Here is a 24,142-nt window from a genome sequence, read left to right as displayed (position 1 = left end):
TATCCAAAGTTTCAGAGGCAACCATGAAAACCCATCTCAACGCCCTGGCCAGTGGACTGGCCCGGTCCGCCATTGCTGCCGCCTTGCTGGCTCCCGCTGCCGCGTTTGCGCAGGAGGCGCCACAGACGGCGGCCGAAAACGGTGCAACCGAAGCGGCCCAGCCGGAAATCGTGGTGACCGGATCGCGCCTGCGCCGCACGACGGACTACGCGACCGCCAGCCCTACCGTATCGCTCGGCTCGCAACTCCTGCAGCAGTCCGGCACCACCAACCTCACCGACTTCCTCACCGGCCTGCCCGCGCTGGTTGGCTCGTCGACGTCGCGCGACAACTCGGGCGATCGCGCCGGCATCGGCACGACCGGTCTCAACCTGCTCAACCTGCGCAATCTGGGTGTCGATCGCACGCTGGTGCTGGTTGACGGCCGCCGCCATGTCTCGGGCCTCGAAGGTTCGCAGGCGGTAGACATTAACACCATTCCCGAAGACCTGATCGATCGGATCGACGTGCTCACCGGCGGCGCTTCCGCCGTCTATGGCGCCGATGGCGTCACCGGCGTGGTCAACTTCGTGCTCAAGAAGAACTTCGAGGGCATCACCGCGCGCGCGCAGGCCGGCATCAGCAAATACGGCGATGCCGGAAACAGGCTGATCGGCATCACGGCTGGCCACAATTTCGCGGGCGGACGTGGCAATATCTCGATCGCCTACGAATATGGCGGAGAGGATCGGCTGAATTCCCGACAGCGGCCCGAACTGAGCGGCACGGATGCCGTGAGCTTCGTGCGCAATCCCAACTACGTGGCGGGCCAGCCTGGCTCCTACTCCCGCATACCAATGAAGGATGTCCGCTATCAGTGGACCGCCCGCGGCGGGGCGGTGGATGTCGATTTCGATGGCGTTCCCGACTTCAACGGCGATGGACGGCCCTACAATCTCGGAACCGCAATTCCCGGCGGCTATTCGGTCGGCAGCGACGACACGCTGGTTTCCGACTATCGCAACGACCTGCGCCCTTCCACCAACCGCCACGTCGTCAACCTGCTCGGCCACTTCGACGTGTCCGACAAGCTGCAACTGTTCGGCGAGGTCAAGTACGCCAACGTCAAGGCCTATTCGCTGGCCCAGCCTACGTTCGACTATTACCTGTTCGTGCCGGAGGACAACCCCTACATCCCGGCCGCGATCAAGTCGGCGATCGATCCGGCAAACGGCGGCGTGCTCGTCACGCGCGACAATTTCGACCTTGGCCAGCGCGGCGAAAGCATCAAGCGCGAAACCTGGCGGACCGTGGTCGGCGCGCGGGGCGATCTGAACGAAAGCCTGCACTACGAAGTCAGCTATGTCTTCGGGCAGACCAACGTTACCAACCATTACGTCAACGATCGGTACACCGACCGGTTCATGGCCGCGATCGATGCCGTGGACGACGGCACCGGCAAGATCACCTGCCGGGTCAATCTCGATCCTACGGCGGCGCCGGCCATCACGTTCAAGCCCGGCGCATGCGTACCGTTCAACCTGTTCGGCGAAGGCAAGTCCTCGCAGGCCGCGCTGGATTTCATCCACGCCAATACCACCGAGCATTCGCGCATCACGCAGCATGTGGTGAACGGCTTCGTCAGTGGCGATACGCGCAGCTTCTTCTCGCTTCCGGGCGGCCCGGTCGGCTTCGTGCTGGGCGGCGAATACCGCAAGGAAAGCTCGCGCTTCGACCCCGATCCGCTGGAAGTGCAGGGCCTGACGTTCTCGAACGTGCTGAACCCCAGCCGCGGATCGTTCGACGTGAAGGAAGGCTTCGCGGAAATCGATGTTCCGGTGTTCAAGGACCGGCCCTTCTTCCAGACGCTCGATTTCAGCGCGGCGGTGCGCCTGTCGGACTATTCGTCGATCGGGCACACCACCACCTGGAAGTTCGACGGCAACTGGGCACCGGTGCGCGACATCCGCTTCCGCGGTACCATCTCGCAAGCCGTTCGCGCGCCGAACATCTCGGAACTCTACGGCGCATCATCGCAGACTTTCGCGTTCTTCGATGATCCCTGCATCGTCGCCAACCGTTCGGCGGGCACGTCAAGCCGCGCGGCCAACTGCCAGGCTATCCTGTCGCAAGCCGGGCTGACGCCGGCGCAGATCGCCGCGTTCGATGATACGCGATCGACCAACATCGCGGGAACGCAGGGTGGCAACTCGGGCCTGCGTGCTGAAGTCGCGCGGACGTGGACGGCCGGTGTCGTGCTGACTCCGCGCTTCGTGCCGGGCCTGCAGGTGTCGTTCGACTGGTACGACATCAAGCTGAAGCAAGCGATCAACACGGTCGAAGCGCAGCAGCTTGCCGAACTGTGCGTCGACCAGCCGACGATCAACAACCAGTTCTGCTCCGCGATCCATCGCGCCAGCGGCACCGGCCTGATCGACGACTTCACGCTGCAGCCCCAGAACGTCGCGAATTTCCGCACTTCCGGCCTCGACGTGAACCTGAATTACCGCTTCGCGGTGAAGAAGATCGGCGCGTTCGAGCTGAAGCTGATCGGCAGCTATCTCAACAAGCTGAGCACCATCGGCACGCCGGGCGCCGAGCCGACCGACGAGCGTGGACAGGCTTACTATTACTCGCCCAAGTACCAGCTCTATGCGAGCGCGACCTATTCCACGGGCCGCTTCGCGTTCAACTACAACATGTCTTGGTGGGACAAGACGCTGCGCTACACGCTGGTGCAGCAGGCAAACAACCCCAACTACGTCGCGCCGGAATACAAGTATTTCAAGCCGCGCGCCGTCCACAACATCTACGCCAGCGTCGATGTGCAGAAGAACTTCCAGTTCTATGGCGGGATCAGCAACCTGTTCAACCAGAAGCCTGACCTCGGATCAATCCTCTATCCGACCGAGGACATCGGCACGTCGTTCTACGCCGGCGCGCGCGTGAAGTTCTGACCATGTCCGGGGAGGAGGATGCCCTGCACCACGCAGGGCATCCTTCCCGGGCGGCCTTGCCAAACTGCAGGGGCCGCTCCCCGCATCCGGCCTGTCACGGACGGCAAACGAAAAAGGCCCCGCCATCGGCGGGGCCTTTTCTTTCCGGTCCGCAGCGGCGGAACGGTATCAGCGCAGCGAGACGACGTTATCCGAAACGCGCGGATCGCGCCGATCGCCGCGATACTGGCTGGCCATCGGTTCGTCCGACACCTCGAACACCTCGGTCGCGCCGAAGCCGTTGAACGCGGTCTTCATCGCCGCACCATAGGCCCCGAGCATACCGATCTCGATGTAGTCGCCCGCCTTGATGTCCGCCGGCAGTTCGAACGGACCGTCCATGTGGTCCATGTCGTCGCAGGTCGGGCCATAGAAGCTGAACGGCACGAATTCGTCCGAAGCCTCTTCGCGCAGCAGCTTCACCGGAAAGCGCCAGCCGACATGCGCGGCATCGAACAGCGCACCATAGGCGCCATCGTTGATGTACAGCTCGTCTCCGCGGCGCTTTTCGACGCGCACGATCATCGAATTGTATTCCGCGCAGAGCGCCCGGCCCGGCTCGCACCACAGTTCGGCCGAATAGGACACCGGCAGCGATTCATACGTGCGGTCGATCACGCCGAAGTAGTCCTCCAGCGGCGGCGGCTCCATGCCCGGATAGATCGACGGGAAACCGCCGCCCACGTCGATGATGTCGACGAGGACCGAGGCATCGACGATCGCCGCGCGCGCCTTTTCCAAAGCCTGCACATAGGCATGGGGGCTCATCGCCTGGCTGCCCACGTGGAAGCACACGCCCAGCGAATCCGCCGCCTGGCGCGTGGCCTGGAGCAATTCCGCCGCATCGGCCAGATCACAACCGAACTTCGAAGCGAGGCTCAGTTCCGAATATTCCGACGACACGCGCAGCCGCACGCACAGCGTGAGGTCTTCGGCTGCGTTGCCGGCGTCGTCAGCCGTGGCCGCCTTGATCTTCTCCAGTTCCTCGAGCGAATCGAGGCTGAACACGCGCACGCCATGATCGCGATAGGCCTCGCGGATCGCGCCGGATGCCTTGACCGGATGCATGAAGCACAGCGTGGCTTCGGGCAGCGTCGTGCGCACCAGCCGCGCCTCGGTGATCGAGGCAACGTCATAGTGCGTCACGCCGGTATCCCACAGCACGCGCAGAAGCTCGGGCGAAGGATTCGCCTTCACCGCATAGAGCGACTTGCCCGGAAACTTCTCGACAAAGAAGCGGGCAGCGCGCGCAGCAGCGTGCGGGCGATTCAGAATGGCGGGTTGGTCAGGCGCCGAGGCGCCAACTACAGCCAGTGCGTCAGGATAGATGTGCAACTCAAGGGACCCCCAAACGGAACAGTTGAACAAAGCTGCCTTGCGGTTTGGAAGTCCCCATGGGGCAGCGAGAGGGGGTACATAAGGCTACCGTTGTGAACTTCAAGTGAAAATCTTCGCGCTTCAAATCCTTGTCACTGAACTGAAACACAAGCTGCCGGAATCCAGTGTTTTCAGGGTTTCAGCGCCTGCGCAAGCGCGCGCCAGGCGGGCAGCGAAACGGCGGCGTTGGCGCTGTTCGCGGCCACGGGGTGCGAGGCGAATCGTGCGATCACCATCTCCGCCTCCGGGTCGATCCACAACGTCTGCCCATGGATGCCCCGCGCCGAGAAACAGCCGTGTTCGTCGTGGCTGATCCACCACTGGCTGCGATAGCTCCAACCCGGCAATTCGGGGTAACGCCCGGCGAGGTTGAACTTCGCCGGATCGCCCCCTGCGCGGATGCGCGCGATCACGGCTGGTGGGATCACGCCCGCCCCGCCGGTGCGGATTGCCTCCCCGAACCGTGCCAGGTCTTCCAGCCGCAGGTTGAGCCCTCCCCCGGCGAACGGCGTCCCCACCGGGTCCAGCAGCATGTCCGCGTCGCCCGGCAAGCCCAGCGGCCGCCACAGGCGTTCCGACAGCGTTTCATGCAGGCGCCGGCCCTCGATCCGGGCGATGATCCAGGCGAGGACATCGGTGTTGGCGGTGCGATAGACGAACGCCTCGCCGTGCTGGCCCGCCTTGCGGATGGTGGGCAGGAAATCGGGCAGGCACGAGGGGCCGGCGTAGCCCGCGGGGCGGGGCGTGAGCGCCAGCGCAGCACTGAGCGCGCCGATGCCCGAGGAAGGATCCGCATAATCCTCGGAAAAATCGATCGCGGTCGTCATGTCCAGGATCTGCCGCACCGTGGCATCGGCAAAGCCGCTGCCGGCCAGTTCCGGCACATAGTCCAGCGCGGGAGCGGCGGGATCAAGTTGGCCCTCCTCGATCAGCATCTCGGCCAGCGTACCGACGAAGCTCTTTGTCATGGAAAAGGCGATGTGGCGCGTTTCCGGTCCGGTCACGCCGAACCAGCGTTCGAACACCACCCGGCCGCGATGGAGCACGAGGATTCCATCGGTGAAGGCCTCCAGCAGCGCCTCTCCGATCGTGATCGTTCCCTCGCGCCCCAGCGGCGCGAAGCGCACCCCGTCCAGATCATCATCGACGGCGCGGGGCAGCGGCGTTCCGCCCGCGCCGGCAACGCGCGCGGTCGGCGTGAACTCGCGCATATGGGAAAACGCCCAGCGCGTGGTGGGAAAACGCATGTGATCGGCGCGCGCGGCCAACAGGCGCTTGTCCGGCGCAGGGGGCGAACCCTGCATCCAGCCCATCGTCACGGGATCGCTGGTGATCGCATCGAGCAGCTTGTCCGGCATTCAACCCTCTCCGTTTTCGTTTTCGGAAAGGAACATGCCCCAGGGTGCCCGTTCAGGCCAGCCCTCCCGATCAGGAAAGCCTGTCGCGAAAATCCTCGTAGGCGAAGCGCCGCACGCATTCGAGCGCGTCGGTTTCGCTGTCCCACAGCCAGATCGATGGCAGCGGCACGCCGTTGAACGTCGTGGTCTTGACCATCGAGTAATGCGCCTGATCGAGAAACGCGAAGCGCGCGCCGGGTTCGGCCCGCACCGGCAGGCGGAAATCGCCGATCACGTCGCCGGCAAGGCACGAAGGACCGCCCAGCCGCACGGCTTCCCCTTCCCCGCCTTCGTATTCGTCCGTTGGCCGCTCGCCCAGCATGGCGGGACGGTAGGGCGCTTCCAGCACGTCGGGCATGTGGCAGGTCGCGGAAATATCGGTGATGGCGATCGGCATCCCGTTCCAGTGGGTATCAAGCACGGTGCCCACGAGGATTCCGGCATCCAGTGCCACCGCCTCGCCCGGTTCGAGATAGATTTCACACCCGGTTTCGGCCTTCACCTGCTGCAGGAACGCCACCAGATCATCGCGCTGGTAATCGGCGCGGGTGATGTGGTGGCCGCCACCGAAGTTCAGCCATTCAAGGCGCGGGAAGAACCGTTCGATACGCGGCTTGAGTGCTTCCCACGTGCGCTGCAGCGGCTCGAAGTCCTGCTCGCACAGCGAATGGAAGTGCAGCCCGGTCACGCCTTCCATATGCGCGTCGGTCAGTTGATCGACCGGGAAGCCCAGGCGCGAATGCGGCGCGCATGGGTCGTAGCGCGGCACTTCGCCTTCGGCGTGGAGCGGGTTGATGCGCAAGGCCACGTCGAAGCGCTCGCCAGCGCTGCGCGCGGCGGCAAGCTCGCCGGAGAAGCGCGCATGCTGGCCCGGCGAATTGAAGATCACATGGTCGGACAGGCGCAGGATCTCGGGCAGGTCCTCCGCCTTGTAGGCCGCGCAATAGGTCGCGATCTCGCCGCTGTAGTGCTCGTCGGCGAGCTTGGCTTCCCACAGGCCGGAAGTGCAGACGCCATCGAGGTACTGGCCGACGATGGGCGCGACGCGCCACATCGAGAACGCCTTGAGCGCCGCCAGAACCTTGATCCCCGCCCGGTCGCGCACGTCGGCCAGCACCGCCAGATTGGCGCGCAGCCGGGCCGCGTCCACGACAAACGCGGGGCTATCCACGCGCGACAGGTCAAAATGGGCGAACGCGCCCGGATCACCGGCTCTGGTTTCCATGGGCAGTCCTTCAGTCGATGCAGAGGCCGGGCTGCGCCTTGCCGTCCCGCACTTCGGCGAAGCAGCCGAACAGCCGGTCATCGGCTTGGCACTTCCCCGATGCAGGTTCACCGGCGGCGGGCAGTCCGCCCTCGCGATCGGCAATGCAGCGTCCCTGGCAATCGGCCTTGTCGTGGCAGGCCTTGCCCGCATCGGCATAGCGATGGACGCACAATTCGGCGCCTAGGCGCCCGCGCCGCTCGAGGAACCCGCCACTCGCCGCGCACGACGGGCCGGATTGCGCCACGGGTGCGGAAGGCGCCGCCGGCGCCTTGGCCGGCGCGCAAGCCGCCAGCGCCTGGCAGGCGACAAGGCTGATCAGCAGACGGCGCATCAGAATGCCAGCGGTCCTTCCAGTTCCTTCACCTGCCAGGGCAGGCCGTGCTTGTTCAGCATGTCCATGTAGGGATCGGGATCGAACTGTTCCATGTTGAACACGCCCTCCCCCTTCCACACGCCCTGCACCATCAGCGCGGCGCCGATCATCGCCGGCACGCCGGTGGTGTAGCTGACCGCCTGATTGCCGGTTTCGGCATAGGCGTCCTCGTGATCGCAGATGTTGTAGATGTAGAAGGTCTTCTCGCCCGAACCGTCCAGCGCCTCGCCCGTGGCGATGTCGCCGATGTTGGTCTTGCCCTTGGTGGTGGAACCAAGGCTCGACGGTTCAGGCAGCACGGCCTTCAGGAACTGGAGCGGGATAATCTCCTTGCCTTCGTAGATCACCGGGTCGATCCGCGTCATGCCCACGTTCTGCAGCACGGTGAGGTGCGTGATATAGGCATCGCCGAAGGTCATCCAGAAGCGCGCGCGCTCCATTTCCGGAATGAACTTCGCCAGGCTTTCCAGCTCCTCGTGATACATCAGGTACATGTTCTTCGGGCCGACCGCCTCGAAATCGAAGGTCTGCTTCACCGCCATCGCCGGGGTTTCCACCCAGTCGCCGTTCTCCCAGTGGCGCGCGGGCGCGGTCACTTCGCGGATGTTGATTTCCGGGTTGAAGTTGGTGGCGAAGTGCTGGCCGTGGTCGCCGCCGTTGCAATCGAGAATGTCTAGCGTGCGGATGGTCTTGAGCTTGTGCTTCTTGAGCCACATCGCGAACGCGCTGGTCACGCCCGGATCGAAGCCCGAGCCCAGCAGCGCCATCAGGCCGGCGGCCTTGAACTTTTCCTGATAGGCCCACTGCCACTTGTATTCGAACTTCGCTTCCTCGCGCGGTTCGTAGTTGGCGGTGTCCATATAGTTGACGCCGGCGGCAAGGCAGGCGTCCATGATCGCCAGGTCCTGATACGGCAGCGCCAGGTTGACGACGAGGGCGGGCTTGACCTCCCGGATCAGCGCGGTCGTCGCGGCCACGTCGTCGGCATCGATCTGGTAGGTCGCCACGTCGCGCCCGGTGCGCTGCTTCACCGAAGCGGCGATCGCATCGCACTTGCTCTTGGTGCGGCTGGCGAGAACCACTTCGCCAAAGATATCCGGGTTCATCGCCATCTTGTGGACCGCGACCGAGCCGACGCCGCCTGCGCCGATGACGAGTACTTTAGCCATGGGTTCTCCAAACATTTTCAACCGCCGCGCGGCACGGCGCGGGACATTCATGGCAAGCGCCTTTAGGGGATAGGAATGACAAACCCAAGTCCTCCTTCTTCCTCAGGCCCCGCTTCCGTCCGCCGCCCCACCCGCGATGGCGTGCGGCGAGCGAGCGCGAAGATCGCGGACATCCTGCCACAAACCCCGATGCTGCCGCTCGATGTCAACGGTGTGACAATCTGGTGCAAGGTAGAGAGCCTGCAACCCGTCGGCGCGTTCAAAATCCGCGGTGCGTGGCACCGGATGAGCGATCTGACGGCGGAGGAGCGCACCCGCGGCGTGGTGGCGGTATCGAGCGGTAACCACGCGCAGGGCGTGGCCTGGGCCGCGCGCAGGCTGGGCGTGGCGGCCACGATAGTGATGCCGTCCGACGCGCCGGGGGTGAAGCTGGAAGCGACGCGGGCACTGGGCGCGCAGATCGTGCTCTACGAACGGATGCGCGAATCGCGCGATGCCATCGCCGCCGATCTCTGCGCGAAAACCGGGGCCGTGCTGGTCCACGCCTATGGCGATCCCTGGGTGATCGAAGGGCAGGGTTCGGCCGGCATCGAACTGGCGGCGCAGATGGAAGCGCGGGCCGGCGGCGCGCCCACGCGGATCGTCTGTCCTTGCGGTGGCGGCGGGCTGACTGCCGGCCTCGCCCTCGCCTGCCCCGATGCGGAAATCGTACCGGTGGAGCCGGAAGGCTGGGACGACGTCACGCGCAGCCTGGCGGTGGGGCATATCCTGCCGCTTGACGCCAACCCGCCGCCAACCGCCTGCGACGCCTTGCAGACCCCAGTGACCTTCCCCGTAAATTTCGAGGTGATGACGGCGCGCGGGCTGAAGGGCGTGACCGTGAGCGAGGCCGAGGTGCGCGCCGCGCAACGCCTGGCGTTCACCAAACTGCGACTGGTAATCGAGCCGGGCGGCGCAGCGGCGCTGGCGGCCGTGCTGGCGGACAAGGTGCCGGCCGACGGGCGCACCGCCGTGCTGCTGTCGGGCGGAAACGTCGATCCCGCCTCTTTCCTGCAGGTGATCGACTCATCCGGCTGAACCGGACCTTCTGCCACAATACCGCAACGTCCGAAGCCTAATCGCGCGTCACCCATTGGCGATGTCCGAGGTTTCGCAATGCTGGAGAGAGCGCGCGCTCATCCGATTACCCGTTCGGTGGTCCGCAAAGGTTCGGGAGTGGCCAACCGCCTGCTGGATCACACGTTTGCCCTCGCGTTTCGGGGCCTCGTCTATGCCCAGATCTGGGAAGATCCCGAAGTGGACATGGAGGCGCTGCAGATTCGCCCCGACAGCCGGATGGTCGCCATCGCCAGCGGCGGCTGCAACGTGCTGTCCTATCTCGTTGCCGATCCGCAGGCGATCACCGCCGTCGATCTCAACACCGCGCATATCGCACTCAACCGGCTCAAGCTCGCCTCGGCCCGGCATCTGCCCAGCCACGCGCTGTTCCGCCGCTTCTTCGCCGATGCCGACAGCCGCGCCAACATCGCCGCCTACCGCGAATGGGTGGCCCCGCACCTCGACGATGTCAGCCGCCGCTACTGGGAAGGCCGCGACCTGACTGGACGCCGCCGCATCGGCGGCTTCAGCAAAGGCATCTACAAGCGCGGGCTGCTCGGCAACTTCATCGGCGTGGCGCACCTTCTGGCGAAGCTGTACCGCATCGACCTTTCGGAAATCCTCGCCGCGCCGACGCTGGAGGAGCAACGCCGCGTGTTCGAGGAAAAGCTGGCCCCGGTGTTCGACCGCCGTTTCGTGCGTTGGCTGACCGACCAGCCGGCCTCGCTGTTCGGTCTTGGTATTCCCCCGGCGCAGTTCGATGCGCTGGCCGGCGACCAGCCGATGGCGGCCGTGCTGCGCCAGCGGCTGGAAAAGCTGGCCTGCGGCTTCGCCATCAACGACAACTATTTCGCCTGGCAGGCCTTTTCGCGCGGGTACGGCAAGGCGCCGGAATGTCCGTTGCCACCCTACCTGCAGGAAGCGAACTGGAACGCCGTGCGCCAGCGCGCCGAACGGGTGACGGTGCGCCACGCCAACATGACCGAACACCTGGCGCAGCAGGACGCGGCCTCGCTCGATCGCTACGTGCTGCTCGACGCGCAGGACTGGATGACCGACGGCCAGCTCAACGCGCTGTGGCAAGAAATCACCCGCACCGCCCGCCCCGGCGCGCGGGTGCTGTTCCGCACCGCCGCGGCACCCAGCCTGCTGCCGGGCCGTGTCGATGACGCGCTGCTGGCGCGCTGGCGCTATCACGATGCCCTGTCGCTTGATCTGACCACGCGCGATCGCTCGTCGATCTACGGCGGCGTCCACCTCTACGAACTGGCATGAGCACGATACTCACCCGCCCCACGACGGGATCGCACGGCGCGCTGATGGATTCGATCTATCGCCGCCAGCGCCACATCTATGACGCGACGCGCAAATACTACCTGTTCGGCCGCGATACGCTGATCGACCGAATGGGCTGCACACCGGGGCAAAGCGTGCTGGAAGTCGGTTGCGGCACCGGGCGCAATCTGGACCGGATCGGATCGCGCTGGCCGTGGGTGCGACTGCACGGTTTCGACATATCCACGCAGATGCTGGAAACGGCGCAAGCCCGGCTTGGCACCGATGCGCGGCTGGCGCTGGGTGATGCGACCGACTTCGATCCGGCCGCCCTGTTCGGCATCGGCCAGTTCGACCATGTGATGATTTCCTTCGCGCTGTCGATGATCCCCGACTGGCGTGCGGCGATCGATCAGGCGGCGCGCGTGCTGGCGCCGGGCAGCAAGCTCCATATCGTCGACTTCGGCGATCTGGAGGGCCTCCCCCGCCCCTTACGCGCCGTGCTCAACGGCTGGCTGGCCCGTTTCCATGTCACGCCCCGGCTCGATCTGGTGGAATCCGCCGAAGCCGTGGCCCAGGCGCGCGGCCTTACGGTGCGCTCCCGGCGCGGACCGCTGGGTTACTACCGCATCATCACGCTGCGCCGGCCGGAAACGGACTGACGCCGCATACCGGTTGCATTTGACAATCGATCCCGCTGTCCACAGTCTTCCTGCTTGAAACGGGTGGAGAGGACAACGATGCAACAGGCAATGCTGGCGCCGGCCGCCGTTCTGGTGGCGTGGTCGCTGATCATGCTGGGATGGGCCGCGGCCACGCGCCTGCCCGCGCTGTCGCGGATCGGCGGCATGGCCAATGCCAAGCCGGGCGGACGCGGGCAGGATCTGGAAGGCGTGCTGCCGCCGGTGGTGAACTGGAAATCGCACAACTACACGCACCTGATGGAGCAGCCGACGCTGTTCTACGCGGTGGTCGCGATCCTCGCGATCGCCGGGGCTGACCGGATCGATGTGGGGCTGGCCTGGGGCTATGTCGGCCTGCGCGTGATCCATTCGCTGTGGCAAGCGACGGTCAACCGCGTTCCGGTGCGGTTCGTGCTGTTCAGCCTTTCCACGTTCTGCCTGATCGGCCTTGCGGTCCGGGCCGTGCTGGCAACCGTCGTCATCTGACACGCAAATTCAAAAGAGGGGGAGAATGCCAATGATCGGAATGACCATCCTGAAACCGGTGGTGCTGCTGGCGGCGTGGACCATGGTGATGTGGCTGTGGATGTACGCCAAACGCATCCCCGCGATGAACGCCGCGAAAATCGACAGCGCCAACCTCGTTGGCGGCACCGGCAAGGATCTCGATGCCGTTCTGCCACCCAATATCCAGTGGATCGCCCACAACTACAACCACCTGCACGAAGCACCGACCGTGTTCTACGCGGTGGCGCTGGTGCTGGCGATCACCGGCCATGGCGATGGCCTGAACGCCACGCTGGGCTGGAGCTATGCCGGCCTGCGCGTGGTACACAGCCTTGTGCAGGCAACGGTCAACCGCGTGCTGGTACGGTTTGCGCTGTTCGCGCTGTCGACGTTCGTGCTGATGGCGCTGGTCGTCCACGCCGCGCTGGCGGTGTTCTGACCGCTCAACCCTTGAGGAACAGGCTGGCCAGTTCGACGTGAGTCGACCAGCGGAACTGGCCCACCGGGCGCAGTTCGGCCAGCCTGTATCCGCCGGCGATCAGCGTGGCCGCATCGCGCGCCCAGCTTGCCGGGTTGCAACTGACATAGACCACGCGCGGCACGCGGCTTTCGGCGATCTGCGCCACCTGTTCGCGCGCGCCGGCACGCGGCGGATCGAGCAGCACCGCACCGAAGCGATCGAGTTCCTCGGCGCGCAGCGGGTTGCGGAACAGATCGCGGTGCAGGGCATGGACCGGCCGCCCGTTCATCCGCGCGGCGGACTGGCAGGCCAGGTGCGCATCGCGCGCGGCTTCGACGGCCAAAACCTTGGTGCCCGGCCCGGCAAGGGCGAAGGCGAAGGTCCCCAACCCGGAAAAGAGATCGGCCACCGTCAGCGCATCGGCCAGCCATGCGCGCGCAGCCGACGCCAGCACGGCTTCCCCATCCTGCGTGGCCTGAAGGAAGCCGCCCGGCGGCAGCGCGACCGGGGTTCCGCCCAGCGTGATGGTAACCGGCTCCGGCTCCCAGGCCGTCTCCGCGCCATAACCGGAATCGAGCGTGAGGCGCGCAAGGCCATTGTCGCGCGCGAAATCCAGCAGCGCTTCGGTCTGGCGCAGACCTTCGGCGACCAGGCCCTGCAACCCCACCGCAACGCCCTGATCGGCCAGCGCCAGTTCGATATCGACCGCGAGCTTGCGATCGTTCCAGCCTTCCAGCAGCTTGCGCAACGGCGCCACCAGCGCGAACAGTTGCGGTGCCAGCACCGCGCATTCGCGCATGTCCACGATCCGGTGCGATCCCTGTTCGCGGAACCCCAGCACCACGCGCCGGCCGATGGCTTGCGCGTGCAGCGTGGCGCGGCGGCGCGTGTGCGGCGGGGAGAGGTGCGCGGGCAGGATCGCTTCGGCCTCAAGCCCCTGCCCTCGCGCAGCACCAGCAACGCGATCCTCCACGTAGTCCACCAACGCCTTTTCGGAGAGGTGCTGCAACTGGCAGCCACCGCACGCGGGAAAGTGGCGGCAGGCCGGATCGACATGCTCCGGCCCCCGCGTCAGCGTGCCATCGGCCTCCAGCACGTCGCCCGGAGCGGCCAGCGCCACATAGCGTCCGTCGGCGGTGGCGCCTTCGCCTTTCGCGGCGACGCGGACGATCAAGGCCGGGCCGGTCATGCGATCGCCGCCCGCACCGCCAGCCGCGTCGCACGGGCCAGATCGAGCGCGGTAAAGGCGGGGCCAGCAAGCCGCGCCGCCTCACCGTGAAGCCACAGCCCCTCCTGCGCGGCGCGCACGGCATCGCCATGCATGGCTAGCCGGCTCGCGATCATCCCGGCGAGCACGTCACCCGATCCGGCCACCGCCAGCCAGCTCGACGCGCGCGGCGCGAGCGTGATCGAGCCATCGGGGGCCGCAATGAGGCTGTCCGGTCCCTTGAGCAGCACCACGGCGCCACTCGCGCGCGCCAGCGCCCCGGCGCGGTCTCGCCGAAGGGCCGCGCCCGATAAGCCGAAGGCCCGTTCCAGCGCGGCCATCTCGCCCTCGTGCGGCGTCAGTACGCACGCCGCGCGCAAGGGCAGGTCCGGCCCCAGCAGCATCAGCGCATCGGCATCGATCACCGTGGGCAATCCGCGCGAAACCACCGCGCCCAAACGCGCGCGGGCGGTCTGCCCCCGGCCCAGCCCCGGCCCGACCAGCAACGCCGCGATGCGTTCATCGGCGATGCCCGTGGCAACGTCTTCCGCGCAGACCAGTTCGGGCGGCACGCCGTCGGGCCGCCAATCGGCCAGCAGGCGCACATAGCCGGCGCCCGCCCGCAGCGCCGCTTCCGCCGACAGCAGAGGCGCACCGGGCATCTCGCCCGCCACAATGGCCAGCAGGCCGCGCCGGTACTTGTGGGAATCGGCGGGCGGCGCGCGAAACGCGGGCTTGTCCAGCACCGCCGCCGCGCCCGGCACCGCCGCCACGCCGATATCGACCAGCCGCAAATGCCCCATCGCCGCCACCGCCGGCATCGCGAAATGCGCGTGCTTCCATGCGCCCAGCGCCACGGTCAGGTCCCAGTCCGGCAGCCCCTCGTTGAGCGGCCGGCCGCTGTCGCTCTCGACCCCGCTGGGCAGATCGACCGTGATCCTGAAATGATGCGCCGCCGCCAGACGCTGCAACAACGCAAGAAGGTCGTCGGGCAGCGCGCGCGTCAGGCCGCTGCCGAACAGGCAATCGACAAATACCTCGCCATGCACGGCCGCGTCCGGCCCCAGCACCGTGCCGGTAAACAGGCCACGCGCGTTGCGCGCGGCGTCCGTCCCCGGATCGCGCGCGGCGATCACGGTGACGGGGGTGCCATGCTCCTGCAAATGGCGCGCGATGACATAGCCGTCGCCACCGTTGTTGCCCGGTCCGCACAGCACGGTCACCGGACGGCCCGCCGCGATCCGGCGGACATATTCCCCCGCGCCGCGGCCGGCTACGTCCATCAGCGCTTCCACGCTGGTGCCAGTGGTGATCAGCGCTTCCTCGGCCGCGCGCATCTGCGCGACGGTGAGCACCTGTCTCAGGACGGATGCACGGTGTTGCGGCATGGTTGGCCCCGCCCCCCTTCAACCCTGCCGGCCCGCTCAGCCGCGCGGGGCAGGCTTGAGCTGCGAAATGTCGCGCACCGCGCCTTTCGCGGCGCTGGTGGTCATCGCGGCATAGGCCTGCAGCGCCACCGAAACCTTGCGCGCACGCGGCTTCAGCGGCTTCCACGCTGCATCGCCCGTCGCTTCCATCTCCGCGCGCCGCGCCGCCAGTTCCGCGTCCGACACCGCCAGGCTGATCGTGCGCGCGGGGATATCGATGTCGATGCGATCGCCGTTGCGCACCAGCCCGATCGCGCCGCCTTCGGCCGCTTCGGGCGAGACATGGCCGATCGACAGGCCCGACGTGCCGCCGGAAAAGCGCCCGTCGGTGATCAGCGCGCAGGCTTTGCCCAGCCCCTTCGATTTGATGTAGCTGGTGGGATAGAGCATTTCCTGCATGCCCGGCCCGCCCTTCGGCCCTTCGTAGCGGATCACCACGACATCGCCGGCCTTGACCTGCCCGGTCAGGATGCCGGTAACGGCCGCGTCCTGGCTTTCGAACACCACCGCCGGGCCGGAGAACTTCAGGATCGATTCATCGACGCCCGCCGTCTTCACGATGCAGCCGTCGAGCGCGATATTGCCGGTCAACACCGCCAGCCCGCCGTCCTTGCTGAAGGCGTGTTCGGCCGACCGGATCACGCCGCTCTCGCGATCGAGATCGAGCGAATCCCAGCGGCGGTTCTGGCTGAAGGCGGTCTGCGTGGGCACGCCACCGGGCGCGGCCTTGAAGAATTCCTGCACCGAAGGCGCATTGGTGCGCGCGATGTCCCACTGGTTGAGCGCATCGCCCAGCGTGCGGCTGTGGACGGTCGGCAGGTCGGTGTTCAGCAGTCCCGCCCGGTCAAGCTCGCCCAGGATCGCGAAGATACCACCGGCACGGTGGACGTCCTCCATGTGAACATCGGCCTTCGCCGGCGCGACTTTCGACAGGCAGGGCACCCGGCGCGAGAGGCGATCGATGTCCGTCATGGTGAAATCGACGCCCGCTTCCTGCGCGGCGGCCAGCAGGTGCAGCACGGTGTTGGTCGAACCGCCCATCGCGATGTCGAGGCTCATCGCGTTCTCGAACGCGGCGAAGCTGGCGATCGCGCGCGGCAGCGCGGTCTCGTCCTCGTCCTCGTAATACCGCTTGCACAAGTCCACCACCAGGCGCCCGGCTTCGCGGAACAGGCGTTCGCGATCGGCGTGGGTGGCCAGCGTCGATCCGTTGCCCGGCAGCGACAGGCCCAGCGCCTCGGTCAGGCAGTTCATCGAATTGGCGGTGAACATGCCCGAGCACGAACCGCAGGTGGGGCAGGCGGACCGTTCGATGGTCTGCACTTCCTCGTCAGTGTAGGATTCGTCGGCGGCGGCGACCATGGCGTCGATCAGGTCCAGCGCGTGTTCCTTGCCGCGCAGCACCACCTTGCCGGCTTCCATCGGCCCGCCCGAAACGAACACGACCGGGATGTTGATCCGCATCGCCGCCATCAGCATGCCCGGCGTGATCTTGTCGCAGTTGGAAATGCAGACCATCGCGTCGGCGCAATGGGCATTGACCATGTATTCCACGCTGTCGGCGATCAGATCGCGGCTGGGCAGCGAATAGAGCATGCCATCGTGGCCCATGGCGATGCCGTCATCCACCGCAATGGTGTTAAATTCCTTGGCGACGCCGCCCGCCGCCTCGATCTCGCGGGCGACGAGCTGGCCCAGATCCTTGAGATGGACGTGGCCCGGCACGAACTGGGTGAAGCTGTTCACCACCGCGATGATCGGCTTGCCGAAATCGCTGTCCTTCATGCCCGTCGCGCGCCACAGCCCCCGGGCCCCCGCCATGTTGCGACCATGGGTGGACGTGCGCGAACGATAGGCTGGCATGGGTAGGAACTCCGGCAACTGACTCGAAAATCACAGGCTCAAACCCGCCCCCTACTCCACGCGAGAGGGCCAGTCGAAGGATAATTTTCAAGGCCGCCCGGCGCGGCGAGGCCCGGAATCCCTAGCTGATTTCAAGCGCAACCTGATTGGCGACACGCGCCAGCAGATCGGCCCAGCGCGCCTGCCCTTCCGCCGTGCCAACCTGATCCTGCCGCACTTCCACGCCCAGATAGGGCCGGCCTTCCGCTTCGGCGTGGCGGTTCATCGTGGCATTGAGCAGGCGGCCGGAATAGGGCTCCTGATCGCCCACGATCAGCCCTTCGGCCTCCAGCAGCGGAATCGCGATGCGCGCAGCGCGATCATCCTCGTTGTAGAGTACGCCGATATGCCATGGTCGCGGTTCGTCGCTGGTTGCCAGCCGTGGCGTGAAGCTGTGCAGCGACAGGATCAGCGCGGCGGGCGCGGCATCCAGCGTATCGGCCAGCGCCGCGTGATAGGGCCGGAAGAACCGCGCCAGCCGCGCCTCGTGCCCCGCGTGATCCAGCGCGTTGCCGGGAATGGCGTGCCCGTCGCTGGCGATCGGAATGACGGCGGGCGCGTGTTCCTCGCGGTTGAAATCGCACACCAGCCGGCTGACATTGCCGAGGAATGCGGCGATGCCCGGCCGCTCCACCATCCGTTCGGCAATGCCGGCGACGCCGATGTCCACCGCGATGTGCTGGTCGAGCAGCGCGGGATCGATGCCGAGGTCGATATCATCGGGCACGCGGTTGGAGGCATGGTCCGACACCACCATGATCCCGCCGAAACGCGGCGTGCCGAGAAGACGGAAGGCGTCGGTCATCGCAGTTTCCCCGCCAGTTTCCACCACTGCGGATGCGCCCTGTCGAGCCGGTCGACCGCCGCCGCCAGGGCGGCCTCGCTTTCGTACAGCGCGAAGCAGGTCGCGCCGGAGCCGGACATGCGCGCCAGAAGCGGACTAGTATCCCCCAGCACGCGCAGCACCTCGCCCACCTGCGGCACCAGCGCCAGCGCGCTCGGCTCCAGATCGTTGCGGCCATCCAGCGCGATGGTGCGGACATCGCCCGTGGGCATCGGCCCGCGATCGCGCCCGTCCCAGCCCCGGAACACGGGGCCGGTCGCAAGCGGCACGCGCGGATTGACCAGCAGCACCGGAACGCCAGCCAGATCGTTGGCGATCGGCTCCAGTTCGGTGCCCGTACCGCGCCCGATGCAGGCCGTGCTGGCGACGCAGGCGGGCACATCCGCTCCCAACCGCGCGGCGAGTGCTTGCCAGCCTTCGGGCAGGCCGTGATGCCGCTCCACCATGCGGAAGATCGCACCCGCATCGGCCGAGCCGCCGCCCAGCCCCGCCGCCACCGGCAGGCGCTTGTCGAGCGACACCGCCCAGCCGCCGCCATGGGGCAACGCGGCCAGCGCCTCCAGCACGATGTTTCCATCCCCACCGGAAAGCTGCGCGGCGAACTCGCCTGTCAGGGCAAGGTTGTCGGCATCGGCCGGACCGGCCCGCAGTTCATCGCCCGCATCGACGAAGGCGAACAGCGTTTCCAGTTCATGATACCCATCCTCGCGCCGCCGACGGACATGCAGCGCAAGGTTGATCTTGGCATAGGCGGTTTCACGCGCGGTTTCACGCATCGTCATTCCTCCCCGAAACGGGGAGGGGGACCATCCGCAGGATGGTGGAGGGGCACCCGCGCTTTCGCGGCAAGCCTTGCCGAGCGCTCTTCACAAACAACGACAATCCGCGTCACCACAAGGTTCAGGTCTTCCAGCACCACTCTGGCAGGTATCCTGAGCGTCGCGATACCCTGCGAACGTAAAAAATGCGAGCGGACAGCATCATGTTCGATCCGACCAGCCGCATCGTGAACCACGCCATCGATTTCGATCGCAAGGCTCAAGCGCGCGCAATAGAAATCCAGGATATAGTTTCCTGCCGGATGCTGGCGGCGAAACTTGAAGCCGCCCGGCCGAAGGCGCAAGGCTCGCCACAGAATAACCTCGGGCAGAGTCATCTCGCTACGCAGTTTCCGCGCGAGTTTGACTATCCGCCCGGGTCCGGTGATCATGCCCGTGCCCCTCCACCATCCTGCGGATGGTCCCCCTCCCCATAACGGGGAGGACCATAATTACATGTTCGGGTAGTTCGGCCCGCCGCCACCTTCGGGCGTCACCCAGTCGATATTCTGGGTCACGTCCTTGATGTCGCAGGTCTTGCAGTGGACGCAGTTCTGCGCGTTGATCTGCAGGCGCGGTTCGCCTTCCTCCACGCCGACGAACTCATAGACCCCCGCCGGGCAATAGCGCTGCTCCGGCCCGGCATAGAGCGGCAGATTGATCCGCGTCGGCACCGTCGGGTCCTTGAGCACGAGGTGGCACGGCTGGTCCTCCTCGTGGTTGGTGTAGGAGAACGACACCGAGGTCAGGCGGTCGAAGCTGATCACGCCATCGGGCTTGGGATAGGCGATCGGCTTGAACAGATCGGCGCGCTGCGTCGCTTCGGCATCCTTGTGGTGCTTGAGCGGCTTCCACAGGCCGAAGCCGGCAATCGTGCGCAGCCACATGTCCGTGCCCGCCAGCACGGTGCCGAGTTCGCCGCCGAACTTGGCGATCAGCGGCTGGGCGTTCTGCACCTTCTTCAGTTCGGTGGCGATCCAGCTTTCGCGCACGGCCGCATCGTATTCGGCCATCGCGTCCTTCTCGCGCCCGGCCGCGATCGCGGCGGCGGCGGCTTCGGCCGCGAGCATCCCGCTCTTCATCGCGGTGTGGCTGCCCTTGATGCGCGGCACGTTGACGAAGCCGGCCGAGCAGCCGATCAGCGCGCCGCCGGGGAACGCCAGCTCCGGCACGGACTGCCAGCCGCCTTCGTTGATCGCGCGCGCGCCATAGGACACGCGGCGGCCGCCCTCGAGTATCTTGCGGATTTCCGGGTGCTGCTTCCAGCGCTGGAATTCCTCGAACGGATAGACATAGGGGTTGGCGTAATCGAGCGCGGTGACGAAGCCGAGCGCGACCTGGTTGTTCGCCTGATGATAGAGGAACCCGCCGCCCCAGGTGTTGCTTTCCGAAAGCGGCCAGCCTTGCGTGTGCAGCACGCGGCCCGGAACGTGCTTTTCGGGATCGATGTCCCACAGTTCCTTGATGCCGATGCCATAGACCTGCGGTTCGCAGTTCCGCTCCAGATCGAAGTGCTGCTTCAGCCGCTTGGTCAGGTGCCCGCGCGCGCCTTCGGCAAAGAAGGTGTACTTGGCATGCAGTTCCATGCCGGGTTGGTAATCGGCCTTCTTCTCGCCATCACGGCCGACGCCCATGTCGCCGGTGGCCACGCCCATGACCGCGCCGTTCTCGTCAAACAGCACTTCGGCCGCCGGGAAGCCGGGGAAGATTTCGACGCCCAGTTCCATGGCCTGTTCGGCCAGCCAGCGGCACAGGTTGCCCAGGCTGCCGGTGTAGTTGCCGTGGTTCGACATGAACGGCGGCATCGGCCAGTGCGGGATCGCCATCTTGCCAGTGCGGGTCAGCACCCAGTGCCAGTTGTCCGTAACGGGCACTTCCGCCATCGGGCAGCCTTGGTCACGCCATTCGGGCAACAGTTCGTCCAGCGCCTTCGGATCGACCACCGCGCCCGACAGGATATGCGCGCCGATCTCCGACCCCTTTTCCAGGAGGCAGACGGACAGTTCGGGATTGATCTGCTTCAGGCGGATGGATGCCGCCAGCCCGGCCGGACCGCCGCCGACGATGACGACGTCATAAGGCATCGATTCCCGTTCGCTCATTCCCCTGCTCCGTGTTCTTAATTGCGCGCTGAACGTGTTAGTGCCTTGAAAGCTGGCTTGTGCAAGGTCAAGACCGCAAGCACTGTCCCATGGAATAATGCAGAGACCTGATGGCGGAAAGCATCGCGGATATTCGTGCTCGGGCGCCAGCGCTCGTTGCGGCCGCCTTCGACTGGTGGCGCGACGCGGGTGTGGATTGCGCCTTCGTCGATGATCCGCAGAACTGGCTGGCCGAAGCCCACGCGCGGGATCAGGCGGAAAAGGGAGGCGCTCGACCGGCACCGGCCCGGAAAGCGCCCGAAACGCCAGCCGCGGCCGAAATTCCGCGCATCGGCGGCCCGCGCGATCAGTGGCCGGCCACACTGGCGGAGTTCCCGTCGTGGTGGCTTTCGGAACCGTCGCTGGCTCCCGCCGGCCTGCCGCGCGTGCCCCCTGCCGGGCCCGTGCAGGCTGATCTGATGGTGCTGGTTGCGATGCCCGAAGAGGACGATAGCGAGGCTCTTCTATCCGGGCGCTCGGGCCGGCTGCTTGACGCCATGCTGGCGGCGATGGGCCTTTCCCGGTCCCAGGTCTACATCGCGGCCGCGCTGCCGGCACGAATCGCCGCGCCGGATTGGGCGCGGCTGGCGGGAACGGGAATGGGCGCCATTCTGGCGCACCATGTCACCCTGGCAGCGCCGCGCAGGATGCTTGTGTTCGGGAGATCGGGCATTTCAACGCTGATGGGCAACGATTCACCGAATAATGCTGCGAATTTGGACTCGTTTAACCATGACGGAGGCAGGGTTCCGGCGGCTTCGGCCCATGACCTTGAGGCAATGCTGGCGCGGCCGGCGCTCAAGGCGGGCATTTGGAGCCGCTGGCTTGAATGGACGACGGACGGGGACTGAACCTTGGTGATCAACAGGCGCCTCACCCGCGCAGCCCTTTTGGGATTGGCGGCGGTGGCCGGCTCAATGGCGGGCACGGCTCCCGCGCACGCCAACAGCGCGGCGGTCGACTATTTCCGCAGCCGCGCGGATCGAACTGCCGTTCCCTCGCTGCTGAGCCAGGACGACCGCCAGTATTACCGTGACCTGTTCGGCGCGATCGAGCGCGAGGATTGGGCGTCGGTCCAGTCGATGTTCGTCAAGCGCGCCGATGGCCCGCTCCATGCGGTCGCCCGCGCGCAATTCTATCTCGCCGCCTCGTCGCCGCGCATCGAACTCGATTCGCTGAACCAGCTTCTGGCGCAAGCGCCGGAACTGCCATGGGCCGAACAGATCGGCCGGCTGGCGATCAAGCGTGGCGCCACCGCTCTGCCGGTGCCGCTGCCCAGCACGCAGCAGCTTTTCGCGATGCCTTCGGTATCCAAGCGCATCCGCCCCCGCTCGATCGCCGATGGAACGATGCCGGATTCGGTCGCCAGCGCGATCCAGCTCCGGATCAAGAACGACGATCCCATGGGCGCCAAGGTGCTGCTCGACGGCATCGATGCCTCGCTATCGTCCGACGCGCGCGCCGAATGGCGCCAGAAGGTCGGCTGGGCGTTCTACATCGAAAATCAGGATGCCGACGCGCGCGCCGTTTCGCTGAGCGCGGTTGAAGGCTCCGGCCCGTGGATTGCCGAGGCGCTGTGGACGGCAGGGCTTGCAAGCTGGCGCATGGACGATTGCCTTGCCGCCGCCGATAGCTTCGAAAAAGCCGCCGGGCAGGCGCAGAATCAGGAACTCTCCTCGGCCGCGCATTACTGGGCCAGCCGCGCGTGGCTACGTTGCCGCAAGCCCGAAAAGGTGACAGCGGCGTTGCGCGCCGCCGCCCGCAGCCGCGATACGCTCTATGGCATGATGGCCGCCGAGGCGCTGGGGCTGCGCGAAGGCCAGCTCGCCACCACGCCCGATTTCAGCAACGATGACTGGCAGAAACTGCGCGCGGTCAACAACGTGCGCCTGGCCGTGCAGCTTGCCGAGATCGGCCGCGATGGTCTGGCGGACGAAGTGCTGCGCTATCAGGCGCGGATCGGCGATCCCGGCCTCTATGCGCCGCTGTCGCGCCTCGCGCGCGATCTGGGCCTGCCCTCCACGCAATTGTGGATGGCCTACAACGCCCCGGCCGGCGCGCGGGCCGACGAAGCCGCGCGCTTCCCCGCGCCGAAGTGGGCGCCGGCCAACGGCTGGAAGGTCGATCCGGCGCTGGTCTTTGCCCATTCGCTGCAGGAATCGAACTTCCGCACCGCCGTCACCAGCCCGGCCGGCGCGCGCGGGCTGATGCAGGTGATGCCCGGTACCGCGCGCGACATGGCGCGCAACGATCCGGCGATGGCGGGCCGTGACCGGCAGCTCGATCAGCCCGACGTCAACCTTGCCTTCGGCCAGACCTACCTCACCCAGCTGCGCGATTCGGGCGCGACCGGCGGGCTCCTGCCCAAGGTCATGGCTGCGTACAACGCCGGACCGCTGCCGATCGCGCGCTGGAACACCGAAATCCATGATGGCGGCGATCCGCTGCTGTGGATGGAATCGATCCCCTATTGGGAAACGCGCGGCTACGTCGCCATCGTCATGCGCAACTACTGGATGTACGAACGGCAGGCCGGCGGCCCCTCCGACAGCCGCATCGGGCTGGTGCAAGGGCTGTGGCCCAAGTTCCCCGGCCTTGCGGGCGCGGAGAACGTGCGGGTCGCCTACAATGGCCATTGATCCCTCGCGGACGTTCAAGCCGATCAACATCGCCCTGCTCACCGTGTCCGACACGCGCGGGCCGGAAGACGATACCTCCGGCGATATCCTTGCCGGGCGCATCGCCGCGGCCGGCCACGCTCTGGCCGCCCGCGCGATCGAAAAGGACGACGCCGCCCGCATCGCGGACCGGCTGAACGCCTGGATCGACGATCGCGCGATAGACGCGGTGGTCATCACCGGCGGCACGGGCCTGACCGGCCGCGACGTGACGCCTGAGGCGCTCGACCGCGTAAAGACGCGCGACATCCCCGGCTTCGGCGAACTGTTCCGATGGATCAGCTACAAGACTATCGGCACCAGCACGATCCAGTCGCGCGCCTGCGCGGTGGTAGCCCGGGGAACCTACATCTTCGCCCTGCCCGGCTCCAATGGCGCGGTGAAGGACGGTTGGGATGGCATCTTGGCCGAACAGCTCGACAGCCGGAACCGCCCCTGCAACTTCGTGGAACTGATGCCGCGCCTGCTGGAAGTGTAACGCTCCGCAACTTTCCAAACCCCGCTCGCCCTGAGCCTGTCGAAGGGCGCGCGCACCACTTGCCTC

General features: G+C 66.5%; 21 protein-coding genes. 9 read left to right on the top strand and 12 right to left on the bottom strand.

Going from position 1 to position 24,142, the window contains the following annotated elements:
• The first annotated feature begins 23 nt into the window (after positions 1-23).
• A complete protein-coding gene (locus NMD1_RS14240) occupies positions 24-2,936 on the top strand; it encodes a TonB-dependent siderophore receptor (protein ID WP_124809818.1) in 2,913 nt (970 codons plus the stop codon).
• Between the two features lie 168 nt (positions 2,937-3,104).
• On the opposite strand, the gene NMD1_RS14235 is transcribed toward NMD1_RS14240, so the two are convergent.
• The 5 genes from NMD1_RS14235 to NMD1_RS14215 all read right to left on the bottom strand — a co-directional run bounded on the left by NMD1_RS14235 (position 3,105) and on the right by NMD1_RS14215 (position 8,558).
• On the bottom strand, positions 3,105-4,310 hold the full coding sequence (locus NMD1_RS14235; protein ID WP_125955248.1) for a type III PLP-dependent enzyme: 1,206 nt from the start codon (positions 4,308-4,310) through the stop codon (positions 3,105-3,107).
• Between the two features lie 173 nt (positions 4,311-4,483).
• Complete coding sequence (locus tag NMD1_RS14230; RefSeq protein WP_125955247.1) at positions 4,484-5,710, bottom strand: serine hydrolase; 1,227 nt, start codon at positions 5,708-5,710, stop codon at positions 4,484-4,486.
• 70 nt (positions 5,711-5,780) lie between these two features.
• Positions 5,781-6,974, bottom strand: a complete 1,194-nt coding sequence (locus tag NMD1_RS14225; RefSeq protein WP_125955246.1) for a carboxynorspermidine decarboxylase — start codon at positions 6,972-6,974, stop codon at positions 5,781-5,783.
• A 10-nt stretch (positions 6,975-6,984) separates the two neighbouring features.
• Complete coding sequence (locus NMD1_RS14220) at positions 6,985-7,347, bottom strand: hypothetical protein (RefSeq protein WP_125955245.1); 363 nt, start codon at positions 7,345-7,347, stop codon at positions 6,985-6,987.
• Positions 7,347-8,558: a saccharopine dehydrogenase family protein gene (locus tag NMD1_RS14215; RefSeq protein WP_125955244.1), complete on the bottom strand. Its 1,212-nt coding sequence runs from the start codon at positions 8,556-8,558 to the stop codon at positions 7,347-7,349. Before NMD1_RS14215 ends, NMD1_RS14220 begins: the two co-directional genes overlap by 1 nt.
• Before the next feature lie 75 nt (positions 8,559-8,633).
• Between NMD1_RS14215 and NMD1_RS14210 the strand changes: the two genes are divergently transcribed.
• The 5 genes from NMD1_RS14210 (at position 8,634) to NMD1_RS14190 (ending at position 12,560) form a co-directional block, all read left to right on the top strand.
• On the top strand, positions 8,634-9,635 hold the full coding sequence (locus tag NMD1_RS14210; protein WP_125955243.1) for a threonine/serine dehydratase: 1,002 nt from the start codon (positions 8,634-8,636) through the stop codon (positions 9,633-9,635).
• Between the two features lie 78 nt (positions 9,636-9,713).
• Positions 9,714-10,931 (top strand): DUF3419 family protein, encoded by a 1,218-nt coding sequence (locus tag NMD1_RS14205; RefSeq protein ID WP_124809811.1) that lies wholly within the window; start codon positions 9,714-9,716, stop codon positions 10,929-10,931.
• A complete protein-coding gene (locus NMD1_RS14200; RefSeq protein ID WP_125955242.1) occupies positions 10,928-11,593 on the top strand; it encodes a class I SAM-dependent methyltransferase in 666 nt (221 codons plus the stop codon). Before NMD1_RS14205 ends, NMD1_RS14200 begins: the two co-directional genes overlap by 4 nt.
• 78 nt (positions 11,594-11,671) lie before the next feature.
• A complete protein-coding gene (locus NMD1_RS14195) occupies positions 11,672-12,100 on the top strand; it encodes an MAPEG family protein (protein WP_125955241.1) in 429 nt (142 codons plus the stop codon).
• A gap of 31 nt (positions 12,101-12,131) precedes the next feature.
• On the top strand, positions 12,132-12,560 hold the full coding sequence (locus tag NMD1_RS14190) for an MAPEG family protein (RefSeq protein ID WP_124809808.1): 429 nt from the start codon (positions 12,132-12,134) through the stop codon (positions 12,558-12,560).
• Positions 12,561-12,564: 4 nt separating this feature from the next.
• Here NMD1_RS14190 and NMD1_RS14185 read toward each other — a convergent pair whose 3' ends face one another.
• The 7 genes from NMD1_RS14185 to NMD1_RS14155 all read right to left on the bottom strand — a co-directional run bounded on the left by NMD1_RS14185 (position 12,565) and on the right by NMD1_RS14155 (position 20,881).
• Positions 12,565-13,770 (bottom strand): class I SAM-dependent RNA methyltransferase, encoded by a 1,206-nt coding sequence (locus tag NMD1_RS14185; protein ID WP_125955240.1) that lies wholly within the window; start codon positions 13,768-13,770, stop codon positions 12,565-12,567.
• Entirely contained in the window at positions 13,767-15,176 is a 1,410-nt protein-coding gene (locus NMD1_RS14180) for an NAD(P)H-hydrate dehydratase (protein ID WP_125955239.1), read from the bottom strand. Before NMD1_RS14180 ends, NMD1_RS14185 begins: the two co-directional genes overlap by 4 nt.
• A gap of 36 nt (positions 15,177-15,212) precedes the next feature.
• Positions 15,213-17,078 (bottom strand): dihydroxy-acid dehydratase, encoded by a 1,866-nt coding sequence (gene ilvD, locus NMD1_RS14175; protein ID WP_124809805.1) that lies wholly within the window; start codon positions 17,076-17,078, stop codon positions 15,213-15,215.
• Between the two features lie 121 nt (positions 17,079-17,199).
• Positions 17,200-17,922, bottom strand: coding sequence for an N-formylglutamate amidohydrolase (locus NMD1_RS14170; protein ID WP_125955238.1), 723 nt, complete (start codon positions 17,920-17,922; stop codon positions 17,200-17,202).
• Positions 17,919-18,743 carry a 4-(cytidine 5'-diphospho)-2-C-methyl-D-erythritol kinase gene (locus NMD1_RS14165; protein WP_375600803.1) on the bottom strand — a complete coding sequence of 275 codons (825 nt, stop codon included), beginning with the start codon at positions 18,741-18,743 and terminating at the stop codon, positions 17,919-17,921. The genes NMD1_RS14170 and NMD1_RS14165 overlap by 4 nt, the downstream gene beginning before the upstream one ends.
• On the bottom strand, positions 18,740-19,171 hold the full coding sequence (locus NMD1_RS14160; protein WP_125955236.1) for an endonuclease domain-containing protein: 432 nt from the start codon (positions 19,169-19,171) through the stop codon (positions 18,740-18,742). The genes NMD1_RS14165 and NMD1_RS14160 overlap by 4 nt, the downstream gene beginning before the upstream one ends.
• 60 nt (positions 19,172-19,231) lie before the next feature.
• The gene (locus tag NMD1_RS14155; protein WP_125955235.1) at positions 19,232-20,881 is read right to left on the bottom strand and encodes an electron transfer flavoprotein-ubiquinone oxidoreductase; all 1,650 of its coding nucleotides are present in this window, start codon (positions 20,879-20,881) and stop codon (positions 19,232-19,234) included.
• A gap of 110 nt (positions 20,882-20,991) precedes the next feature.
• Between NMD1_RS14155 and NMD1_RS14150 the strand changes: the two genes are divergently transcribed.
• The 3 genes from NMD1_RS14150 to moaB all read left to right on the top strand — a co-directional run bounded on the left by NMD1_RS14150 (position 20,992) and on the right by moaB (position 24,076).
• Positions 20,992-21,771, top strand: coding sequence for a uracil-DNA glycosylase family protein (locus tag NMD1_RS14150; RefSeq protein WP_125955234.1), 780 nt, complete (start codon positions 20,992-20,994; stop codon positions 21,769-21,771).
• A 66-nt stretch (positions 21,772-21,837) separates the two neighbouring features.
• Positions 21,838-23,559: a lytic transglycosylase domain-containing protein gene (locus NMD1_RS14145; protein ID WP_124809829.1), complete on the top strand. Its 1,722-nt coding sequence runs from the start codon at positions 21,838-21,840 to the stop codon at positions 23,557-23,559.
• Entirely contained in the window at positions 23,549-24,076 is a 528-nt protein-coding gene (gene moaB / locus NMD1_RS14140) for a molybdenum cofactor biosynthesis protein B (RefSeq protein ID WP_124809800.1), read from the top strand. Before NMD1_RS14145 ends, moaB begins: the two co-directional genes overlap by 11 nt.
• The last annotated feature ends 66 nt before the right edge of the window (positions 24,077-24,142 follow it).

Source organism: Novosphingobium sp. MD-1 (assembly GCF_001014975.1).
Lineage (GTDB): Bacteria > Pseudomonadota > Alphaproteobacteria > Sphingomonadales > Sphingomonadaceae > Novosphingobium.
This window is presented reverse-complemented; position numbering and strand designations above follow the sequence as displayed.